The sequence below is a fragment of the Erythrobacter sp. JB1-4 genome (assembly GCF_057365025.1).
Genome location: NZ_CP200292.1, coordinates 1,028,000 through 1,046,700, shown reverse-complemented (window position 1 = coordinate 1,046,700; position 18,701 = coordinate 1,028,000). Strand labels below are relative to the sequence as shown.

The window sequence follows — 18,701 nt, the reverse complement described above, 5'->3', positions numbered from 1 at the left end:
CGATCGTGCTCATGATGTCTCTCCGGTATCTGCGTCTCTGGTCGCCCAATATTCGAGCAGCTCGTCTTTTGTTGTGAGCCCTGTGGCTGGCAAAGCATGGTTGACCACATAGGTCGAACCGGTGTGGGAATTGTCCCACATCGCCTGGTGCGCCTCTGGGAGCCCTTCCCAAGGCACCATGGTGGGCGCGGTCACGTCGAGAAGGCCGGCGGCGACCATCTCATTCATCATCGTGACTTCGTGGGCATTGCACAGGTGCGTCCCGAAAATCTCCGCCGTCGGCATGTAGATGCGCCGTTGGCGGGTCCAAACCTGCGGAGCATAGAAGGTATAGCGATTGCCCTTCATCTCCTCCGCGTAGATCACCCGCCCGCCAAAGGGTTTGACGAGGCTTGTTGAGATGCCGAGCGTGTCAGCACCAGCACGCTCAATCACCAAATCAGGCACACCGCGAGGGTTGCCGGGAGAGCGCAGGAGCTTGCCCACCGCAGTGCCAAACGGCTTCATCGTGTTCTGCTGATAAGCGCGAACAGCTTTCTTGAAGCTCTCAATATCGGCGCGTGCATCGGGCAGGCGCGGCATAGTCTCGGGCCAGTCGAAGTCGCTGCTCCGGCGTTTTAGACCTTCGATGCTAAGGATGCCTTCGACCGAGTCCTCAAGCCCCAGCGATTGCAGGAATTCGCGCTGTCCATCGGTGGTGGCAACGATCACCATGCGCGCTTTGAACAACCGCGCGGCTTCGATCATCTCTAGACCAGTTTCGTCGGCGAGGTCGGTCGAATTGGGGCCATAGTAGAGCAACACGCTTTCGCCACCGCGAAGGTTTGCGCGTGAGAGCATATCTTGCGGGGAGGCGCTGCCGGTCTTGCCCATAAAGGAGAAGTGATAGCCAGAGGACGCGCCGTAGAATGCCAAGCGTCCGCCCTCTTCGAGCAATTGAAACGAGCGAGGGAAGGCGCGTTCGCCTGCGTGGCTGACCACGTAATCTGCAAGCTTGCCGCCGTTCATCGCGCGGTAGGCATTGAGCAGTTCTTGGCCTTGAGCTTCCCATTCGCGCGCCTCTTCGGGATCGTCTGGGATGGCGGTGAAGCAGTTTGCGAGGACGGGGTCTTTGCGGTTGAGCGCTCCGACAGCGCCTTGCGATTTCACAAAGTCTGCGCGGTCTTCGCTCGAGACGAGGCCAGTGACAGCAAGCCCAGTGCGGACCGAGGACTTGAGCGCATCAAGCCCCGTGCCGGTCGCAGACCCTTCCACAAACGCAGTCTTGCCCGGTTGAATTTCCAGCGTCGTGAACAGACACCGCGCCACAGTGCCAAGGTTAAGCGTGTATGCCCCGGCCTGCTCCAACGTCAGGTCAGAAGGTGGGCGATGCAATTGCGGCCCTTGCACAGTCAGGAACTGCGCATGACTGCCGGTTTTGGTCTCATATCCTTGGATCGAAAACCCTGCATACATCGGGTCATCGCCTGCCATGGGCGACAGCAATTCGCTTGTGCCCGAATAGACCGAGACAAGATCGCCTACCGCCAGACGCCCCTCTTCCTTAAGCTCGCTTCCGAGCGCTGCGATAAGCGCTAAGCCGCCAGACCCTGTAATCTGCACATCTTCGTCATGCGCATCGAAGGGCGAGACGGGGATGCCGGTGAGCGCCCAGATGTCGTTGAAATTCACCTCCGAGGTGAGGAGATATATCAGCGCTTCGTTTGCTCGGGGCTTGGGCGTGTTGACGACCAGCTCGCGTTCATGCGTTGCCGGCGGGCCAAAGCGCGGCGCGCCTGTGTCTGGGTGGCGGGCGATACCGAAAGCGAGTTGCTTGGGCGGAATGGCGGTAACGCCAGGGTAGAAGGCCGCGCCCAGAGGCAGCAATTTGCCCTCTTCGATGAGTGCGGCTTTCGTGGCCTCATGCGTGTCGTCTTCCCATACGCCATCGCGGCGCACGGGCAGCGGCGGGCTGGCCTTGTCCATGAACTGCTGGATGCCGGTTTTGCCGCCTTCGGGGTCGATGATTGCTTCGGCAAAACGCTGAGCTTCCCGCGCGAGACCCGCTGGCATACCTTCGCTCCAGCCGGTGCGGATGGCGTCCAACGCCCGCTCGCCAGCCTTATCGCGACCTGCCCATTTGAGTTGTTTGAGGATGCGCTGGAGAAACTCGTCCTTCAGCACCTCATCGAGATCAATCAGAGCGGGTGATTGCCACAATTCGGTTTGAGTGCAGCGCTCGGCAAAAGCCTGTCCCAGCTCGCTCGCCTCGCCATCGCGAACGAAATCGCGCACCATCGCATGAGCGAGCGCAAGCGCATTCTCCGCCCCGCTCACCAGTGTATCAACCGCGCCAATCGCGAGCGCCGCCTCTGCATCAATCGCACGGCCGCCAAGTATCAGGTCCAGCGCATCGCGAAGACCGGTCTCACCGTTCCGGCTCGCTAAAAGGCGCGGGAGACGCTGTGTTCCGCCATAGCCGGGGAGCAGGCGAAGGTTGATCTCAGGTTGACCAAAACGCGCCTTGGGTTCGGCAATCCGGTAATGGCACGCGAGCGCAAACTCCATACCTCCGCCCAGCGCAACGCCTTGAATGGCGGCGATGCTGGGCTTGCCCATTTCCTCGATCGTGCGGAAGGCAAGCTGCGCATTGTCGGGAAGCGCTTTGGCCTCTTCAACGCTGTTCAATTCCTCAAGCATCTGGCGGATGTCAGCGCCTGCAACGAAGCTTGCTGTCCCAGCGCCTGTGAAGACCACGGCAGCCACATCGTCTTTGCGCGCAAGGTGCTCGGCGATGATGACCAGCTCGTCCAATGCGCGTTCGTTGAGCGCGTTCACGGGCGGGTTTTTGACCGTCACCGTCGCAACGCGTTTGTCTGCTGAGACGACGTTGTACTGGATGGTGAAGAAACGATAGCGCTCAAACAGGGCCTGCGTGTCGGAGAGCGATTGCTTGCGGCTCCACGATTGGATCGCGCGGGAGAGTTGGTCCAAACTCTCGGGATTGCGTAGGGTTGAAGTGTCGCCGACCTCAGCGCTGTCCGCCCCCTCGGCCTCGACGATAGCGCGCACCATGCGCCGCATATACTTGCCCGATCGTGTCTCTGGGAATTCGCTGAGTTCGATAAAGTCCTGCGGCACCGCAACCGCACCCTTTTCGGTGCGCACCAGATCGGTGAGGCGGCGCTTGTCGTCCTGTGTCAGGCTTCGACCGGCAGCCGGGGTCACAAACGCAACAGGGGTCACACCTTTTTGGGAGTGCTGCGCTCCGATCACGATGACATTGCCCACGGGAGAGTTGGGGTCGAGCGCTTTGTCGCGAAGGATCGCGCCCTCAATCTCTTCGGTCCCGATACGGTGACCCGAAACATTGATCACATCATCAGAGCGGCCATGAAGGGAGAAAGATCCGTCCGGGTGACGCATGGCAAAATCACCTTGCGTATAGGCCCAAGCGCCTTTCCACCGTTTCCAATACGTGCTGGCGTAGCGGACCTCATCGCCACGCCAAGTGTCAACTATACGAGCGGTGCCGTCATTTTGTTCCACAATGAAATTGTCAACGTCCCCCCAGATGGCCCGGGTCAGATACGGGTAGGGCTGGGCAATGACGATTTCGCCTTTCTCACCAGCTTCGGCCCGCCGCCAAGAGACACCGCCTGCGTCCTTGTCTCTTTTGTATGGGATTTGCGCCTTCTCGCCGCCATCAGCGTCCTCAACCCAGACGTCGCCCATGATCCAAGGAAGCGCATAGGTGTGAGCATCGGCCCTTAGCGCGAAACCATCACTTTGCCGGCCGTCTGCACTCGCAAAGTGCGACCACACCATACCGCCATGTTCGGTTGCCCAATAGGAATTGATGTAGCGCTCGGTGATATGCTCCATCGCAAAGGCTTGAACCGCGGGGGATAGGGGCTCCGCGCAAAAGGTTGCGACCTTGAGGCTGGAAAGGTCGTAGCGCTGGATGTCCTTTAGATTCTCAGGGTTCTGCATCACCGCCTTCAAGAAAGTGACGCCTGCTTTGAAGACGTTGACGCCGTATCTCTCGATTATCGAGGCAAAGCGCCCGGAATGCGGGAAAACAGGTGAGCCCTCAGTGATGATTGTTGTTACACGTGCCAGAAGCGCGGCGGCTATTTGATAGCTCTGCCCGGTTATCCAGCCCGGATCAGCGACGACATACATCGTATCGCCAGCTTGCGTTCCAAACGCCATCGGCATGGTGGCCGCGATGCCGGCTGCGTATCCGTGCACATGGACAACGCCTTTGGGTTTTCCGGTTGAGCCTGAAGTATAGATAATGAAATTTGGGAATTCTGCATCGACAGCGAGCACAGGGGAGGCTGCCCAAATGGCGCGAACGAAATCGGTATCGGAGAGGGCGTAGACACCCGCCTCATCTGCAACATCGAAGCCTGCCCCCTGCGCCGCCGTCAGGATTTCTTGGAGGGCCGCATCAGTGAGATCGTCGCTCCAGTGATCGCGGTCTTCGTTCCACGGAAGGTCTGGCTGTGCGGTGTGTTTGACCACCACCACAGCATCGACGCGCGACGGCGACGCGACCAAGGCGCTGGCTATCGCGATACGCAACTGGGCAGACTGACGCGGGGTCATATGCCCGCCTGCACCTTCGCCTGAGGCAATCGCGGTGAGCGCCTTGCCCACGCCGCGCATCACGTCGGAGCGCTCAACCGTGACCTCGCCGTCGAGCAGCTCAGCAACGGTCTCTTTGATCGCTTCTGCATGTTGAGGCGCAACCTCAAGCGCCGCGTCAGCCAATGCTTCTTCAAGCAGATCCATAGCCACGCTAACACCAAGAAAATTATCAAGCGCAGGATCGGTGTAGCTCGGCTTAAACGGCACCATCTGTGCGTTGCGATAGGAGCCGTCAGCGGTGACCACCACGCGCGCTCCTGCATCAGCGATCCGGTCCGACAGTGTCTTGTCAGAGAACCCACCAAACACAGGTGTGTAAACAACGCCGAGACGTTTCGCGCCTTGCGTCCAATAAATCTGCTCAGGAATGCTCGGCATGTTGAGCGCAATTCGGTCGCCTGGTCCAACGCCCAGAGCCTTCAAGGCGAGCGCGCATTTGGCGCTTTCCAATAGCAATTTGCGCCGCGAAATGACTTCTGCATCGACAGGGCCGCCACGACCTTCCTCACTGGCCATATTCCAGCGGTCGCCCTCAAAAATCAGGGCTGCTTCATCCCCATGGCCTGAAAGCACATGGCGGTCACATTCGTTGAACGCGGTGGAGGTTAATCCCCCTTCGAACCAACGCCAGTTTGGCGCATTGTCATCGTTGAAAGCACGGTCCCACGGCTCGAAGCTCTCCGGCAAATCAAGGGCCACGGCCTCGCCGCTTGCCGCATCCCAGCCTATCCAAGCATTCTTGCCCTCATCGAAAAAAGCCCATGCTTTGTGCTCTGGTATAAGCCAACACACATTGCGCTTGGCCAAACTGCCATGAAAACGTCCGGGCTCCTGTGAGCATTCGGCCTGAAGACGAGCGTACTGCTCGCGGTCTGCAATAGGCGCCGATCTCGAGGATGGTTGCGATCTATTGGACGAATATTTCATGCCACCCTCCCATTATCAGCATAGAGCCCAAAGCGCTTGTTGTTTGTTGCTCATCTCGCGCTTGCTAGAAAAGGTAGTTGCCAGTGCGCCAATCATGGGCACGGGCACGGGCTGGCTTTTTTTGGGGGGCAATTCTTGGCTGACTAGCCGGTTAGGCGAGCTCTTGGGCTTGATCTTGCGCATTTTTCCGAGCGTCCAACCAGCGGGCTGCTTTTACTCCAAAAGTGATCAAGAAGGGTACCAAGACGATACTCAAAACGACCTTTGCAATGATTTGTCCGATCATAAGGTTCATGATCGGAAAGAGGCCGTAAAACGCTAAAGTAATGAATATGACGGAGTCGAGCGCTTGGCTCAGCGCCGAGGCCAAAGCACCGCGCACCATTAGGCCTAAGGTTGATGTCTCGCCCGATCCTTTGAGCCGATCAAAGATCCAGATATTGAGCAAGAGCGAGACGATGTAAGCCGCTGGACCCGCGGCCCAGACACGCCAAACGGTTGAATGCACCTGCTCAAACGCTGCCAGATCATCGGCGCGCCCTTGCAGCATTTCAGGTGACGCCGGGAGATTGAGTACCAGCTGCATAAGCAAGGACGCGATCGCGAGCGGCAAAAACCCCCACCAAACAATCCGGGTCGCCATTTTTCGTCCGTAAAGCTGGGACAAAGTGCTCGAGATGACCACCAGAAGGAGGAAGGCGAATATTCCGGATTCTACGGCCAATTCGGTTGGCCACAATTGTACCTGTTTAAAGGCGAGCACGCCTGCAAGAACGGTCATTCCCCCATAAAGCAGAGTAAAAACGAACAACCCCAGCGGCATGGAAATGCTTGCGGGGTTTTGCGGTTGGGGTGCGGTGTCACTCATTGCGTAAGGGCTAGGCGAGGGCCTTCAAAAAGGGAAGCCGTCAAAACGAAAGCCTGGGCAAAGAGGCTGTCACCGGTGTCTTGTGAAGACCCACTTGCGCAGTCTTTCGCAAACTGCCACCTCATCAACGGATTAATGCAATAAAGAGGGGGCAGGGTCTCGATATCACGCGAGCGACTGTCATTGAGTGCTGACTTTGAGTGAAACGGCAACTTCGATGCTATTCAGCGTCCTTGGGATTATCGCCATATTGGCAATCGCATTTGCGCTATCTTCCGGCAAAAAGCGTATCAAGCTGAGGGTTGTGGGAGCAGCCTTTGCATTGCAAGCTATTATGGCTCTCCTGGTCTTGCGCACAGACTTTGGGGTGGTGACGATCCAGTTTCTTTCTGATGGTGTGATCGCGCTGCTTGGATACTCGGTCAGCGGGATTGAGACCTTGTTTGGGCCGATGGGCACCAATCCGTTTGCCAATACTTTCTTGATCGCCGCGCTTCCTGTGATCGTGTTCTTCGCAGCGCTAGTGTCGATCCTTTATTATCTTGGAATTATGCAGCGGCTTGTCAGCTGGCTTGGTGGAGCGATTGGCTGGCTAACCGGTATCAGTAAGGTGGAGGCTTTGGGCAGCGCCGCGAATATCTTTGTGGGTCAATCAGAAAGCCCCCTGGTGGTCCGCCCTTATCTTGCAGCCCTCCCGCCATCGCGGCTTTTCACTTTGATGTGTGTGGGCATGGCAGGCGTTGCAGGGACCATTCTTGCCGCTTACGCTTCTTTCCTAGGCGAAGATGCTGTGCCTTATCTGCTTGCCGCAGCCTTTATGTCTGCGCCTGGCGGAATATTGATGGCAAAGATCATCATGCCTGATGATCCGGAGGAAGCTGCCGAGCATGACAAACAGCTTGCGACTGTCACTGTTTCTGAAACCTTCGAGGAAGGCGAAAAGCCTGCCAATATTATCGAAGCGGCGGCTCAAGGTACACAGACCGGCGTGAAGCTTGCTGTTGCGGTGGGCGCGATGGTTATGGTTTTTGTGGCGCTTGTTGCACTTGCAAATGGCCTGCTTGGCGGAGTTGGCAGCTGGTTCGGCTATCCGGACATCACCTTCCAGCAATTGCTCGGATATGTCTTTGCCCCTGTTATGTTTTTAATCGGCATCTCTGATTGGGAGCAGGCGCAGATTGCTGGCGGGCTGTTCGGCACGAAGATTGTCCTCAACGAATTTGTAGCCTTTATCGAACTTGGCGCGGTGGAAGGCCTAACTGAGCGCAGCCGCTCGATATTGACCTTTGCGTTGTGCGGGTTTGCCAATTTCTCGTCCATCGCGATCCAGATGGCAGTGGCTGGCGGCCTTGCCCCCAATCAACGCCCGGTCATCGCACGACTAGGCCTCAAAGCACTGGCGGCGGGAAGCCTTGCCAATCTGATGAGTGCAGCGCTCGCAAGCCTGTTTTTGCCGTTTTAGGCCGAACGGGCTGGAACAGGCGGCTTGGCCCTATTATGTGTGCAGCCTATGACCCAGACCGCAGCAAACATCGCCTCTGTCTCTCTTGCCCAGCCGCCTCAGGATATTGCTGAGGATTTGGGCCGCAGCTTCGCCGAATTTGGCTTTGCTGTGGTGCGCGATCACGGCATCCCGCAAGAGCTGATCGATAAGGCCGAAGAAGCGTCGAAACGGTTCTTCTCCCTGCCCAAAGATGTGAAGCATAATTACCACCAACCGGGTAAAGGGGGTCGCGCGGGTACACACCTTTTGGCACGGAAAAGGCCAAGGACGCAGACGTCTTTGACTTGAAAGAATTCTGGCACGTTGGTCGCAATTTGCCGGAGGGACATGCGCTCGCAGAATTTATGGCTCCCAATACGTGGCCCAAAGAGGTCTCAGATTTTGAAGAGACTTTCAGCGCGCTGTACTCTGCGTTTGAGGTTACCGGGTTGCGCGTGCTTGAAGCGATAGCGCTTCATCTTGAACTTCCGCGTGATTTCTTTGCGCCAACAGTCGAAGACGGAAATTCAGTGATGCGCCTCTTGCATTACCCGCCGCTTGGACCTGATGCTCCAGAAGGCGCTATTCGTGCAGCCGCTCATGGTGATATCAACACGATCACGCTTTTGTTGGGGGCAGAAGAAGCCGGGCTTGAGCTTTTGACCAAGTCGGGTGAATGGCACCCCGTCTATGCCGAGGAAGGCTCCATCGTCATCAATGTAGGCGATATGTTGGAGCGATTGACCGCTGGTATTCTGCGCTCGACCACGCACCGAGTGGTAAATCCCAAAGGTACAGGGGCACAGCGTTCGCGTTACTCTATGCCGTTCTTCCTCCACTTCCGGCCTGACTATATCATTGAGCCACTGGAAAGTTGCTTGGAGCGGGAAGGTGCAAAGCCAGAGGTGCCCATCAGCAGCCACGATTTCCTTTTGCAGCGTCTGCGCGAGATAAACCTTGCTTGATTCCCTATTCGCCTAAGTGATCAAGCCGCTGAGATCGCGAAGCTCCAGGCATTGTTTTAGGCAAATTTTAAAAACCCTACCTGCGTGACTTAGCTGCAACACAAAGCTGAGTTCCGCAGAATTCCTTGGTTTTTGCGGGGTGAGGTGGCTCTCTTCAAAAAGATATCCCGAGCCCGCATTGGTGGTGTCATAGACTTGTCACAAAAACGACCTCATGCGGTCGCACAGCGACCCTAGGGCCGCGTCCAGTTTCCGATTTCCTGTTGGTAAGGGGCACCCTCTCATGAAGTTAAAGTATTTTTTGGCAGCCAGCGTAGTTAGCCTGACCGCTGCCACCGCAATTGCAACACCTGCCTATGCGCAGCAAATTACCTCGGGTATCGAGGGAAGCGTAAGCGACGCAAATGGCGGTCCGCTTGCTGGCGCTAGCGTAACCGTAGTCGACGAGCGTACCGGTCAAACCCGCGATACAACCGCTGGTACAAACGGTGACTTTCGTATCCAGTCTCTTCCTCCTGGCGGTCCTTACACCGTCACTGTGACGGCTGCTGGTTTCGAAGGCCAAACAGTTGAAAACGTCTTCACTAATATCTCTGGTAACACCGGTTTCAGCTTCTCGTTGACTGAGAGCGCGTCGGGAGACGTGATCGTTGTGACCGGCGCCCGCGCTCAGGTAACGCAAGTTGCTGTTGGCCCAGGTACAGCCTTCGACACACAAACGCTCGAAGCTTTCCCATCGATCACTCGCGACATTCGCGACATCATCCGCATTGACCCTCGTGTAAGCCTTGACCGCTCAAACGAAGTTGACCGCGTTTCATGTCTTGGCGGTAACGATCGTTCGAACACCTTCACCGTTGACGGCACGGTCCAAGCCGACGTTTTTGGTCTGAACGGTACGCCGTTCGCAGCACGTAACGCCTTGCCACTGCCTTTTGATGTGATCGAGCAGACGTCTGTTGAGTTTGCTCCGTTTGATGTTGAATACTCAGAATTCACTGGCTGCTTGGTCAACGTTGTGACCAAATCCGGTAGTAACGAGTTCCATGGCTCTGCGTTCTACACCTATTTCGACGAAGGTCTGTTCGCTGACGAGATCGATGGCCGCCCACTTAACGCAGGTTCAGAAAAGCGCTGGGGCGCGACGCTGAATGGACCCATCATTCCTGATCGTCTCTTCTTCTCTTTGGGTTATGAAGAAACCGACCTTGGTGACGGGAACAACTTTGGTCCAGCAGGTGGTGGCTTCACCAACGAAGCTGATTTCGTGAGCCAAGCGCAGTTTGATCGTTTTGCTCAGATCGCGAACGACGTCTACGGCATCGATATCGGTGGGTATCCAGCTCAGTTGGCTGAAAGCTCACAACGCTATTTTGCGCGTGTCGATGCAATCATCACCGATGATCACCGTCTTGAGGCAAGCTATCAGCGTCTCGAAGAAACGAACATCGAAAGCGATTTCGGCAACCAGAATATCACAGGCTTCAACAGCTTTGAGGATGAGGGCACGGTCTCGGACTATTATGCCCTGCGTCTCTACTCTGACTGGAGCGACTCGATTTCAACCGAGCTTCGTGTAAGCCGTTCTGAAGTGGGCGACGTTCAAGGCCCAGTTGGCTTTGGTGAAGCGCAATCAGACTCGCCAACTGTTCGTCTTGCTGTGGGCGTTGCGCCAGACGGTACTTCGACCGAAAACGGTCTTCTCTCAACCGGCCCAGGCATCTTCCGCTCAGCCAACCAGCTCGACACACGGATCGATCAGGCTCGCTTCCAAATGAACTATGATGCTGGCTCAGGCCACTTCCTTAAGTTTGGTGTCGAAGTGAACGATCTCGAGATATTCAACCTGTTTGCCATCAACGCGACAGGCACGATCTTCTTCGATGGCCTCGACAACTTCGAAAACGGTGTTGTTGCACCAGGCTTCTTCTCATCAGTCTTCGGCGGTGTCGATGATCTGGTCGGTGGCGGAGCGTTGGGCGGTGCGACGATCGCAACCAGCCTTAACGGCGACATCAACAACGCAGCAGCCCAGTTTGGCCGCACCATCTACTCATTCTATGCTCAGGATGAGTGGCAGGCTACGGATCAGCTTTCGATCACCGCTGGTATCCGCGCCCAACTCTATGATGGCGACGCACCGCGTGCGAACCCGAACTTCCTTCAGCGTTATGGTTTCACCAACGCCAATTCGTTCGGCCGTCTCGATCCGGTACTTCTGCCGCGTATCTCTGCAACCTATGAACTGTTTAACGACGGCTTCTTCTCAGACAGCCGTATCACTGGCGGTGTTGGCGTCTTCTCAGGCGGTGACCCGGTTGTGTACTACTCAAACGCCTTCTCGAACGATGGCTTTGCAAGTGCGAACGGTGATACCTTCGATGCAGAATGTGCCGGCCTTCTTGACGCAAATGGTTCGTTTAATGTCCTGAGCGGTGGTTCATTCACTGGCTTCCCAGCATGTGCTATCCAGGCTGGTGCGAACGTAGCAGCTGTGGGTGGTAACGATGTCCAGTCAACCGACCCGGACTTCGACGTTCCCACTGTTGTTCGTGCCAACGTCGGCTTCCAGACCACATTTGGTCCAGAGGGCGGGTTCTTCAGCAACTGGAACCTCAACCTTGACTACATCTACTCACGGTTCAACGACACGTTGAACTTTGTCGATCTGTCACAGGCACCTGACATCCGCACCAATGGCGGTTTCACTGTCGACGGTCGTCCGATCTATCAGGCGGTTGATGCAACCGCTGCTGGTTGTAACGCAACGCTTGTTTCTGGTGGCACGCCGCCAGTATACAGCGGCCTCACCGCTGAGTGTTTCAACACCCGTCGTGACGACAACATTCAGCTGACCAATGGCCGGAGCTACGAAAGCCACGTCGCATCGATCGTCCTGAACAAGACCTTCAGCGAAGGCCTGTTAACGCAAGGCGGTTCGGTCACAGCAAACTTCGGTTATGCTTTCACTGACTCAACCAACTTCCGTAACGTTGGTTCATCAACTGCGACCTCGTCATTTGACGTTAGTGCAGCCTTTGATCGTCAGAACCCAGCGAACTCGACTTCGAACTTTGAAACGCGTCACAACTTCACCGCTTCACTGTTCATGCGCGAAGAGTTCTTCGATGGTTTCGACACCGGCATCGCGATCTTGTTCCGTGCGCAAGAGGGTCTGCCTTACAGCTTGACCTTCGATGGCGGCGGTGTGTTTGCAGACCCATCTTCGGGTAACGACAACGCGCTGCTCTACATCCCGACCGGGATCAACGATCCAAACATCTCACCGCTGTCAGATGCAGCTGACGTTGCAGACCTGATCACATATCTCCAAGGCGGCACCACAGCTTCCGGGGAAGATGGGTCCGAAATCGCTGCAGCGTGTAACTTCGAGTTTGGTCAATCCATAGCGCGTAACACCTGTCGCAATGACTGGCACTACGATCTGGATCTTCGTTTCAGCCAAGAACTGCCATTCCTCGGCAGCTTGACCGGCATTAAAGAAGATCGCATCGAGCTGTTTGTCGACTTTGAGAACTTCCTCAACATGCTCGACAGCGGTGCCAACATCCGTCGCAGTCGCAGTCAGTTTGTCGACCTTGTTGACGGCGGTGTGGATGCGGATGGCCGCTACATCATCGACGGCTTCAATCCGGACGACAACAACAACATCTCGATCTCAAGCTCCGCATGGCGGATGCAGCTGGGTGTGCGTTACGAATTCTAATTCGCAGCCTAGCAGCTAAGAGACATGAACGGCGGGGCCTTCGGGCTCCGCCGTTTGTTTTTGGGGTTCGGGTGCTTGTGATTGTTGGCTAGGAACTGGCTTTTGCCAGGGTGTCGGCCGGATCATCGGCAACACTCAACAGCTCAAATGCCAGCGCCTCGCGCACATCTCCGGGCAATCGCATGCGCAGCGCATGTTCAAGAGCAGCGGCCTGGTCACCAAGTTCCGCCTCGCCGAAAATGGCCGCCGTGCCGGCAAGCTTATGCACCAGTTTAGCGACCATTTCACAATGTTCAGGCGAGCCGGCGTCTCCACTAAGTGAGCCATCTTCTAACGCGTTGCGAACCGCTTCTACGGCTTCCCCGCGACGTTTTGTCCAGCGTTCTATGATGCTGGGTGAGTGAAACTGAGAAAGGCTGGATTGCGGTTCAGATCGGAAGGGCGCCTCTGGCACTGCTACTTCGCCGATCTTTGGCGGCCGTGCCGCCGGATTGCGTGAGATATCGACAATCTCAGCGGACAAAGGAGCATCAAAGGATTCGGTCTCCGGCTCTTCGTTGATTGAAGGCACGGGAGCAGCTGCGTCCAAATCCGCTATATCTACAGGCCCTTGCTCGATTGGGGCATGCTCTACCTCGTCACTTTCAACGATGCGGGTTGGTAACCAACGTTGGAGTGCACGCGCAAGATCGTCGAAAATCAGGGGTTTGGCAAGGTGGGCTTGCATTCCTGCATCGCGCGCAGCGGCCAAGTCCTCTGGGAACGCATTTGCGGTAAGCGCAATGATAGGAAGCTCGTCAGGTGTAATGCCTTCCATCCGGATGGCTCTGGTCGCGGCGAAACCATCACAACCCGGCATCTGAATGTCCATTAGGACCAGGTCGAAAGGCTTGTCGCGCATGATGCTGTCGATGACCATCGCGATGGCCTCGTTTCCATCATGCGCGCTCGCAACACTTTGACCGCAGCGCTCAAGCATTTCAGAGACAAGCAAGCGGTTCACATCATGGTCTTCGACAAGAAGGATGCTTGCTGACCGGGTCAACATTGAAGGTTCAAAGGCCTCATCTTCAAGAGGCTCCGCCAGGGCGGGCTCGGTGTAATTCGCAGGCAAAGTTAGCCGGAAGGTCGAACCTTCGCCTGCAACACTCTGCACATCAATTGTCCCCCCCAAGAGTTCGGCCAAATGGCGGCTGATCGAAAGGCCAAGCCCTGTGCCCCCAAAGCGCCGTGCGGTGTCGCTTTCACCTTGGGTGAACGGGGCAAAAATGGACGCAAGCCGCTTTTCGCTAATCCCAATGCCAGTGTCTTTCACCTCAATGTAGAGCTCTTCCTCATCGCCAGTTACGATGATTTCAACTTCGCCTTCTTCAGTGAATTTGACGGCATTGCCCAACAGGTTGAGGATGATTTGTCGCAGGCGCAAGCCATCGGTCTTGATCCACGGTGCCTTGTCTCTGGTGGCATCTTCGCGGATTAGCGCGCTTGTCGTGTCAGTCGCCGAGAAATGAAGCCGCAACCCCTTTTTTCAACACTTGGACGGTAAAGAGCGGCGCATTCCGATATAGTTGCAAGCAGGTCCACCGGCTCAGTTGCGATGCCAATTTGGCCTGCCTCAATTTTGGATAAGTCGAGAATGTCGTTCAAAAGCATCATCATCGAGCGTCCCGACTGAACAATCATATCGGCGTGGCGACGGTTCTCGTCACTCAAGTCCCCCTCGCGAAGAAGCTCAGCAAATCCAAGCACTCCATTCATAGGCGTGCGGATTTCGTGGCTCATGTTGGCGAGGAATTCGTTTTTGGCACTTGCCGCGTCTTCTGCTGATTTGCGGGCACGGGTGAGGAGCAATTCGAGCTCGACCCTTTCAGTCACATCGCGCGCAGACACCACGATGGCATTGCGCGCACCATCGGCGGCATCTTTCAGTACAGCGCAATCGGCCTCGATAAAGACTGGATGGCCATTTTCATCGTCAAGATAGCGGCGATATGTGATGCGCTCTTTATCGCTTTCACCGCTCAGAAGTTTTTCTAAAACCTCTAGGATGCGCGCTGTTGCTTCGTCGTGAGAACGTGCACCAATGTGCTTTCCGACAAAACTCTCCGGTGTGCGCCCTAGAACATCTGTGACCGATGGCGAGGCGTAGCTTACGATACCGTGGGCATCGATTTTCATTACTGCATCGGTGATCCCTTCTGTGAGAAAAGCAAGCTCACGCCGTCCTGCTTCAACCTCAGCTGTTAGCCTTTCACGCCCCGCTAGAATGGATGCTATCGGCAGTCCTGTTAGAAAATTTGCAGCGATGAATGTTTGTATGACGTGCACTTGGGTGGCTTTGTCGGAGATACCATCGGCAATTGGCCCTAAGCCTGCATAGCTTGCCACACATGCAACGACCGTAATCCCAGGAACAAACAAAGCTGTGCCCAGTGCACCCAAGCGCAAAGCGACTAGCAGTGTGATCGGAGGTATAAGGAAGAGTAGCGGATAGGCGTTCTGGTTGAAGACGAGATAGACGGCGCACAAGCCTGAACCTGATATCAGGACAGCTTCTGCAAGATCTTTGCGAAGTTTGCGCCATGGTTGAGCCTTGATCTGAGCGAGCAGGAGGCAAGCAGGGACCAGAAGAACGATCCCCAAGCTCTCAATGAGAAACCAGGAAGAGGCGCCTCCCCATATTGTCGCCAAGTCTGAGCCCATTGCGGAGCTGGCAATGAGCGCCCCGGCAAACGGGCCAAGCACGCCGCCGTATTGAAGAAAGCGTCCAAGGTGGGACAAATTCGAAAGGTCTGGCACCGGGCCGCACGCGCGCCGTGTCAGCCAAGTGACCAACAAAATTGTCGCGATATTGCCTGCGGTGAATGCAGTCACTGTCAAAAGCGGGGTGCCCGCTAGTGAATTGGCTGTCATGCTCGCGGCTATGATGGCGAAAAACGCTGGCAGCTCATTGCGCAGACGAGCAAGGAACAACACAGCAATTGCCATGGCATTGGGCAACCAAATGCTAGCAAATGTTGCATCAAAGCGGGAGAGATACAGGCAGGTTACACCCACCAGCACGTATGTAAGACCAAGGCCAAATCCAATCACCCATGCACGCGTGTCCGATTTGGGCCCAAAGAGCGTTTGCAGGCTCATCTGGGTGAAAGGATGAGCGAAAGGCGTCCTTAAGGCTGATGAGCTTATAGTAGGCGATCCTTGTATAAAGGCCGCGCACAGCTTGCCCCCTGCTCCATCAGAAGGAGAGCCGGGTCGCGCAGTGGGCACGTCGTTCGAAATTTCTATGTTGGGCTCCATCAGATATCACCGGTTGTAAAGGGGCAAGAAAGTCTGCGAATGCACCCAGGGGCTTTTTGAAAGCGCAGACTTGCTTAGACCCTTGCAAACTCCCACAATTTCAAAGACACATTCGCAGAGTTTAGATGATCAAGACCAAACCGCGCTATCAGGGAAAACCGAGAGTCCCGCGCTGGCCCTTGCTGGCAGGGATTGTCGTATTCCATTTAGCGGCGCTCTATGGACTGTCGCGTTTGCTTGCCCCGGATTTCACCGCAAGTATTGAGAAGGAGGTGGCAAGCGTTCTAACCGTCACGGTCACCGCATCTGACGAACCCGAGACACCGCCAGAACCCGATGAGGGAGCGGCCGGGGAAGCAGGCAAGGAGGCCATCCCGGAACCTGTCACCGCACCTCCAGCGAAAATTCCCAAACGGCCAGAGCCTCGTCCCAAAGCCTCATCTACAGGCGAAGCAAAGACGTCAGGGGCAAGGGATGAAGGCGATGGCACTGGCAACCAAGGCGAAGGACTTGGCACCGGCAGCGGTAATGGCGGCGGCGGACAAGGCAACGGCATCGCGGTAAAGCCTAGTGTGCAATCTGGCAGGCTCGATCCACGCCGCGATTTTCCTGTGCCCGAGGGGGGCGCTCTTCACGTTTTGGTACATCTGTTACGGTTGTTTTTACGGTTACGCCTAAGGGGCGGGCGATCAATTGTTCGGTTGCACGAACAAGCTCCGATGCGGCGACAACCGCGCTTGTTTGCGGTCTTGTCTCTGATAAAATTCGTTTCAACCCCGCGCGCACTGCTGATGGTGTCGCGGTTGCATCGCGTTACGGTTATCGTGTTGATTTTCGCGAGCGATAAGGTGAATAGTCTGTTTTGTTCTGCTTCGCGAAAGGGTGCATAGCTTACGCGGAGGGTGGAGCTCATAGTAAGGATGATGAGACAACGTGATCCATCCAGTTATTTTATGTGGCGGAGGCGGCACCCGGCTTTGGCCTCTAAGTCTAAAAGCACGGCCAAAGCCATTCTTGCCTCTCATTGGCGAGACAAGCCTGTTCGAACAAGCGATCGGGCGGGTTGCGGCTGATCCCCGGTTTGCAGAGCCAATCATTGTGGCAGGGCCTGCGCACCAACAGCTTATTGCAGAGCAGATGGCGGGCGCTTCATATCGGCTCATTATTGAGCCCGCCGCCAAGAATACCGCGCCTGCAATAGCCTTGGCAGCGGCGCTGCTTGATCCCGGTGACGTTATGTTGGTGTGCCCAAGCGATCATTATATCGCTGATCCGGCAAGCTTTTGTGATGCAGCGGCCGCCGCCGGGGCATTGGCTGCGCGCGATTACCTCACCGCATTTGGAATAACCCCGCAGAGCCCTGAAACGGGCTATGGTTACATTAAGCGCGGTGAAGCGCTTGACGGCGGCTTTGCCATTGCTCAGTTCGTTGAGAAACCTGATTTGGAACGCGCACGCAGCTATCTGGCGAGCGGCGAATACAGCTGGAATGGAGGCATCTTCGCGTTTCGGGCCGGCGCATTCCTCGATGCTTTGGGTGAACAACGCCCAGCAATGCTAGAGGGCGTGAAAGATGCGATGAAGCGGGCTTCGATAAACGGTTCTGCAATCCATCCTGAGGCTGAGAGCTTCTCTTCGATTGAAGGGGAATCGGTCGATTACGCGGTCATGGAAAACACCGCACGCGCTGCGATGGTTCCTGCCAGCATGGGATGGTCAGATATTGGCAATTGGGCAGCCTTGCACGATGCCTTGGCTGATGAAAGCGGCGAAGAAGAAAACAGCGCAAGTCAGCGCAGCACCGTCACCCGAGGGCAGGTTGATCTGATTGATTGCACCGGTGTTCTGGCGACCAGCGACGGGCCACGGGTGTCCGCGGTCGGGCTCGAAGATGTCTGTATTATCGTATCGGGAGGCGAGGTGCTTGTGACCTCGCGTGACGGCGCACAGAAAGTGGGCAAACTGCCTGGCGCGGTAAACCAATAATGGCTCGGCCTGTGCGCACCTTGCCCAAACGCATGGTGGAGAAGGTTTGGGGGCGAGACGTCCTCCCAGCGCCATTCGCTGCACCAGATGGCCAGCGTATCGGCGAGATTTGGTTTGAGCCTCCACCTGAAATGAGCGGCCTTTTGGTCAAATATCTTTTCACAAGCGAAAAGCTGTCGGTGCAGGTTCACCCAGGGGATCACAACGCACTGGAAGGCGAGGATGGCAAAGAGGAATGCTGGCTTGTGCTTGACGCTGAACCTGGTGCTTCCTTGGCTATCGGTTTTGATGAAGAGATCGAAGCAACCGCCATGGGGAAGGCCGCCAAGGATGGTTCCATTGAGGAACTGCTGACTTGGCATGAAGTTAACGCGGGTGATCTCTACCACCTGACGCCGGGCACTGTTCACGCCATAGGTCCAGGGCTGTCCCTTGTTGAGGTGCAGCAAAACAGCGACACCACCTTCCGCCTGTATGATTATGGTCGCCCACGCGAACTGCACCTTGATCGCGCTTTGGACGTCGCCAATGGCACGCCGTATCCCCCTGACCTAAAAGGGACGGTGGCAGAATGCGGGGACACGCTGATCGAGGCTCGGCCCTTTCGGTTAGACCGGGTGGAGGGCCCTCCAAGTGCAGCGATTAGAGCGGCTTATCCAGCTCACGCTCTTGTGCTGCCGCTCGAAGGCACAGTCCAAAGTTTAAAAGGGGATGTAATTGCTAGCGAGGGCGAGTGTTTGATCACGCCAAGCCTTGATCAAATTGATTTTAGCAGGGCCAAAGTCACTCTGCTTACTCGCAGCAATTGAT

9 protein-coding genes and 1 pseudogene are annotated in these 18,701 nt (G+C 56.1%); 6 read left to right on the top strand and 4 right to left on the bottom strand.

Annotation, left to right across the window (positions count from 1 at the left end; all coding sequences use genetic code 11):
- Window positions 1–9: 9 nt before the first annotated feature.
- Together AC0V61_RS04660 and AC0V61_RS04655 are read right to left on the bottom strand one after the other, a co-directional pair.
- Entirely contained in the window at window positions 10–5,562 is a 5,553-nt protein-coding gene (locus AC0V61_RS04660) for an AMP-binding protein (RefSeq protein WP_486156106.1), read from the bottom strand.
- 151 nt (window positions 5,563–5,713) lie between these two features.
- A complete protein-coding gene (locus tag AC0V61_RS04655; RefSeq protein WP_486156105.1) occupies window positions 5,714–6,430 on the bottom strand; it encodes a queuosine precursor transporter in 717 nt (238 codons plus the stop codon).
- A gap of 217 nt (window positions 6,431–6,647) precedes the next feature.
- Between AC0V61_RS04655 and AC0V61_RS04650 the strand changes: the two genes are divergently transcribed.
- The 3 genes and pseudogenes from AC0V61_RS04650 (at window position 6,648) to AC0V61_RS04640 (ending at window position 12,605) form a co-directional block, all read left to right on the top strand.
- A complete protein-coding gene (locus tag AC0V61_RS04650; protein ID WP_486156104.1) occupies window positions 6,648–7,892 on the top strand; it encodes a NupC/NupG family nucleoside CNT transporter in 1,245 nt (414 codons plus the stop codon).
- A gap of 48 nt (window positions 7,893–7,940) precedes the next feature.
- Window positions 7,941–8,878 (top strand): annotated as a pseudogene (locus AC0V61_RS04645) (isopenicillin N synthase family dioxygenase).
- A gap of 283 nt (window positions 8,879–9,161) precedes the next feature.
- The gene (locus AC0V61_RS04640) at window positions 9,162–12,605 is read left to right on the top strand and encodes a TonB-dependent receptor (RefSeq protein WP_486156103.1); all 3,444 of its coding nucleotides are present in this window, start codon (window positions 9,162–9,164) and stop codon (window positions 12,603–12,605) included.
- A gap of 88 nt (window positions 12,606–12,693) precedes the next feature.
- Here the strand turns inward: AC0V61_RS04640 and AC0V61_RS04635 are convergent, their stop codons facing one another.
- Window positions 12,694–14,124: an ATP-binding protein gene (locus AC0V61_RS04635; RefSeq protein WP_486156102.1), complete on the bottom strand. Its 1,431-nt coding sequence runs from the start codon at window positions 14,122–14,124 to the stop codon at window positions 12,694–12,696.
- Window positions 14,082–15,746, bottom strand: a complete 1,665-nt coding sequence (locus tag AC0V61_RS04630) for an MASE1 domain-containing protein (RefSeq protein WP_486156101.1) — start codon at window positions 15,744–15,746, stop codon at window positions 14,082–14,084. Before AC0V61_RS04630 ends, AC0V61_RS04635 begins: the two co-directional genes overlap by 43 nt.
- A gap of 284 nt (window positions 15,747–16,030) precedes the next feature.
- Between AC0V61_RS04630 and AC0V61_RS04625 the strand changes: the two genes are divergently transcribed.
- The 3 genes from AC0V61_RS04625 to AC0V61_RS04615 are packed head-to-tail and all read left to right on the top strand — an operon-like array spanning window position 16,031 to window position 18,700.
- Window positions 16,031–16,795 (top strand): hypothetical protein, encoded by a 765-nt coding sequence (locus AC0V61_RS04625; RefSeq protein ID WP_486156100.1) that lies wholly within the window; start codon window positions 16,031–16,033, stop codon window positions 16,793–16,795.
- 43 nt (window positions 16,796–16,838) lie between these two features.
- Entirely contained in the window at window positions 16,839–17,891 is a 1,053-nt protein-coding gene (locus AC0V61_RS04620; protein ID WP_486156099.1) for a mannose-1-phosphate guanylyltransferase, read from the top strand.
- Window positions 17,891–18,700, top strand: coding sequence for a class I mannose-6-phosphate isomerase (locus AC0V61_RS04615; RefSeq protein ID WP_486156098.1), 810 nt, complete (start codon window positions 17,891–17,893; stop codon window positions 18,698–18,700). Before AC0V61_RS04620 ends, AC0V61_RS04615 begins: the two co-directional genes overlap by 1 nt.
- Window position 18,701 lies beyond the last annotated feature (1 nt).

Excerpts from the sequence above, each read along its gene's own strand:
- AC0V61_RS04660 (WP_486156106.1), bottom strand. The coding sequence starts at position 5,562 with ATGAAATATTCGTCCAATAGATCGCAACCATCCTCGAGATCGGCGCCT.
- AC0V61_RS04655 (WP_486156105.1), bottom strand. The coding sequence starts at position 6,430 with ATGAGTGACACCGCACCCCAACCGCAAAACCCCGCAAGCATTTCCATG.
- AC0V61_RS04650 (WP_486156104.1), top strand. The coding sequence starts at position 6,648 with ATGCTATTCAGCGTCCTTGGGATTATCGCCATATTGGCAATCGCATTT.
- AC0V61_RS04640 (WP_486156103.1), top strand. The coding sequence starts at position 9,162 with ATGAAGTTAAAGTATTTTTTGGCAGCCAGCGTAGTTAGCCTGACCGCT.
- AC0V61_RS04630 (WP_486156101.1), bottom strand. The coding sequence starts at position 15,746 with ATGAGCCTGCAAACGCTCTTTGGGCCCAAATCGGACACGCGTGCATGG.
- AC0V61_RS04625 (WP_486156100.1), top strand. The coding sequence starts at position 16,031 with ATGATCAAGACCAAACCGCGCTATCAGGGAAAACCGAGAGTCCCGCGC.
- AC0V61_RS04615 (WP_486156098.1), top strand. The coding sequence starts at position 17,891 with ATGGCTCGGCCTGTGCGCACCTTGCCCAAACGCATGGTGGAGAAGGTT.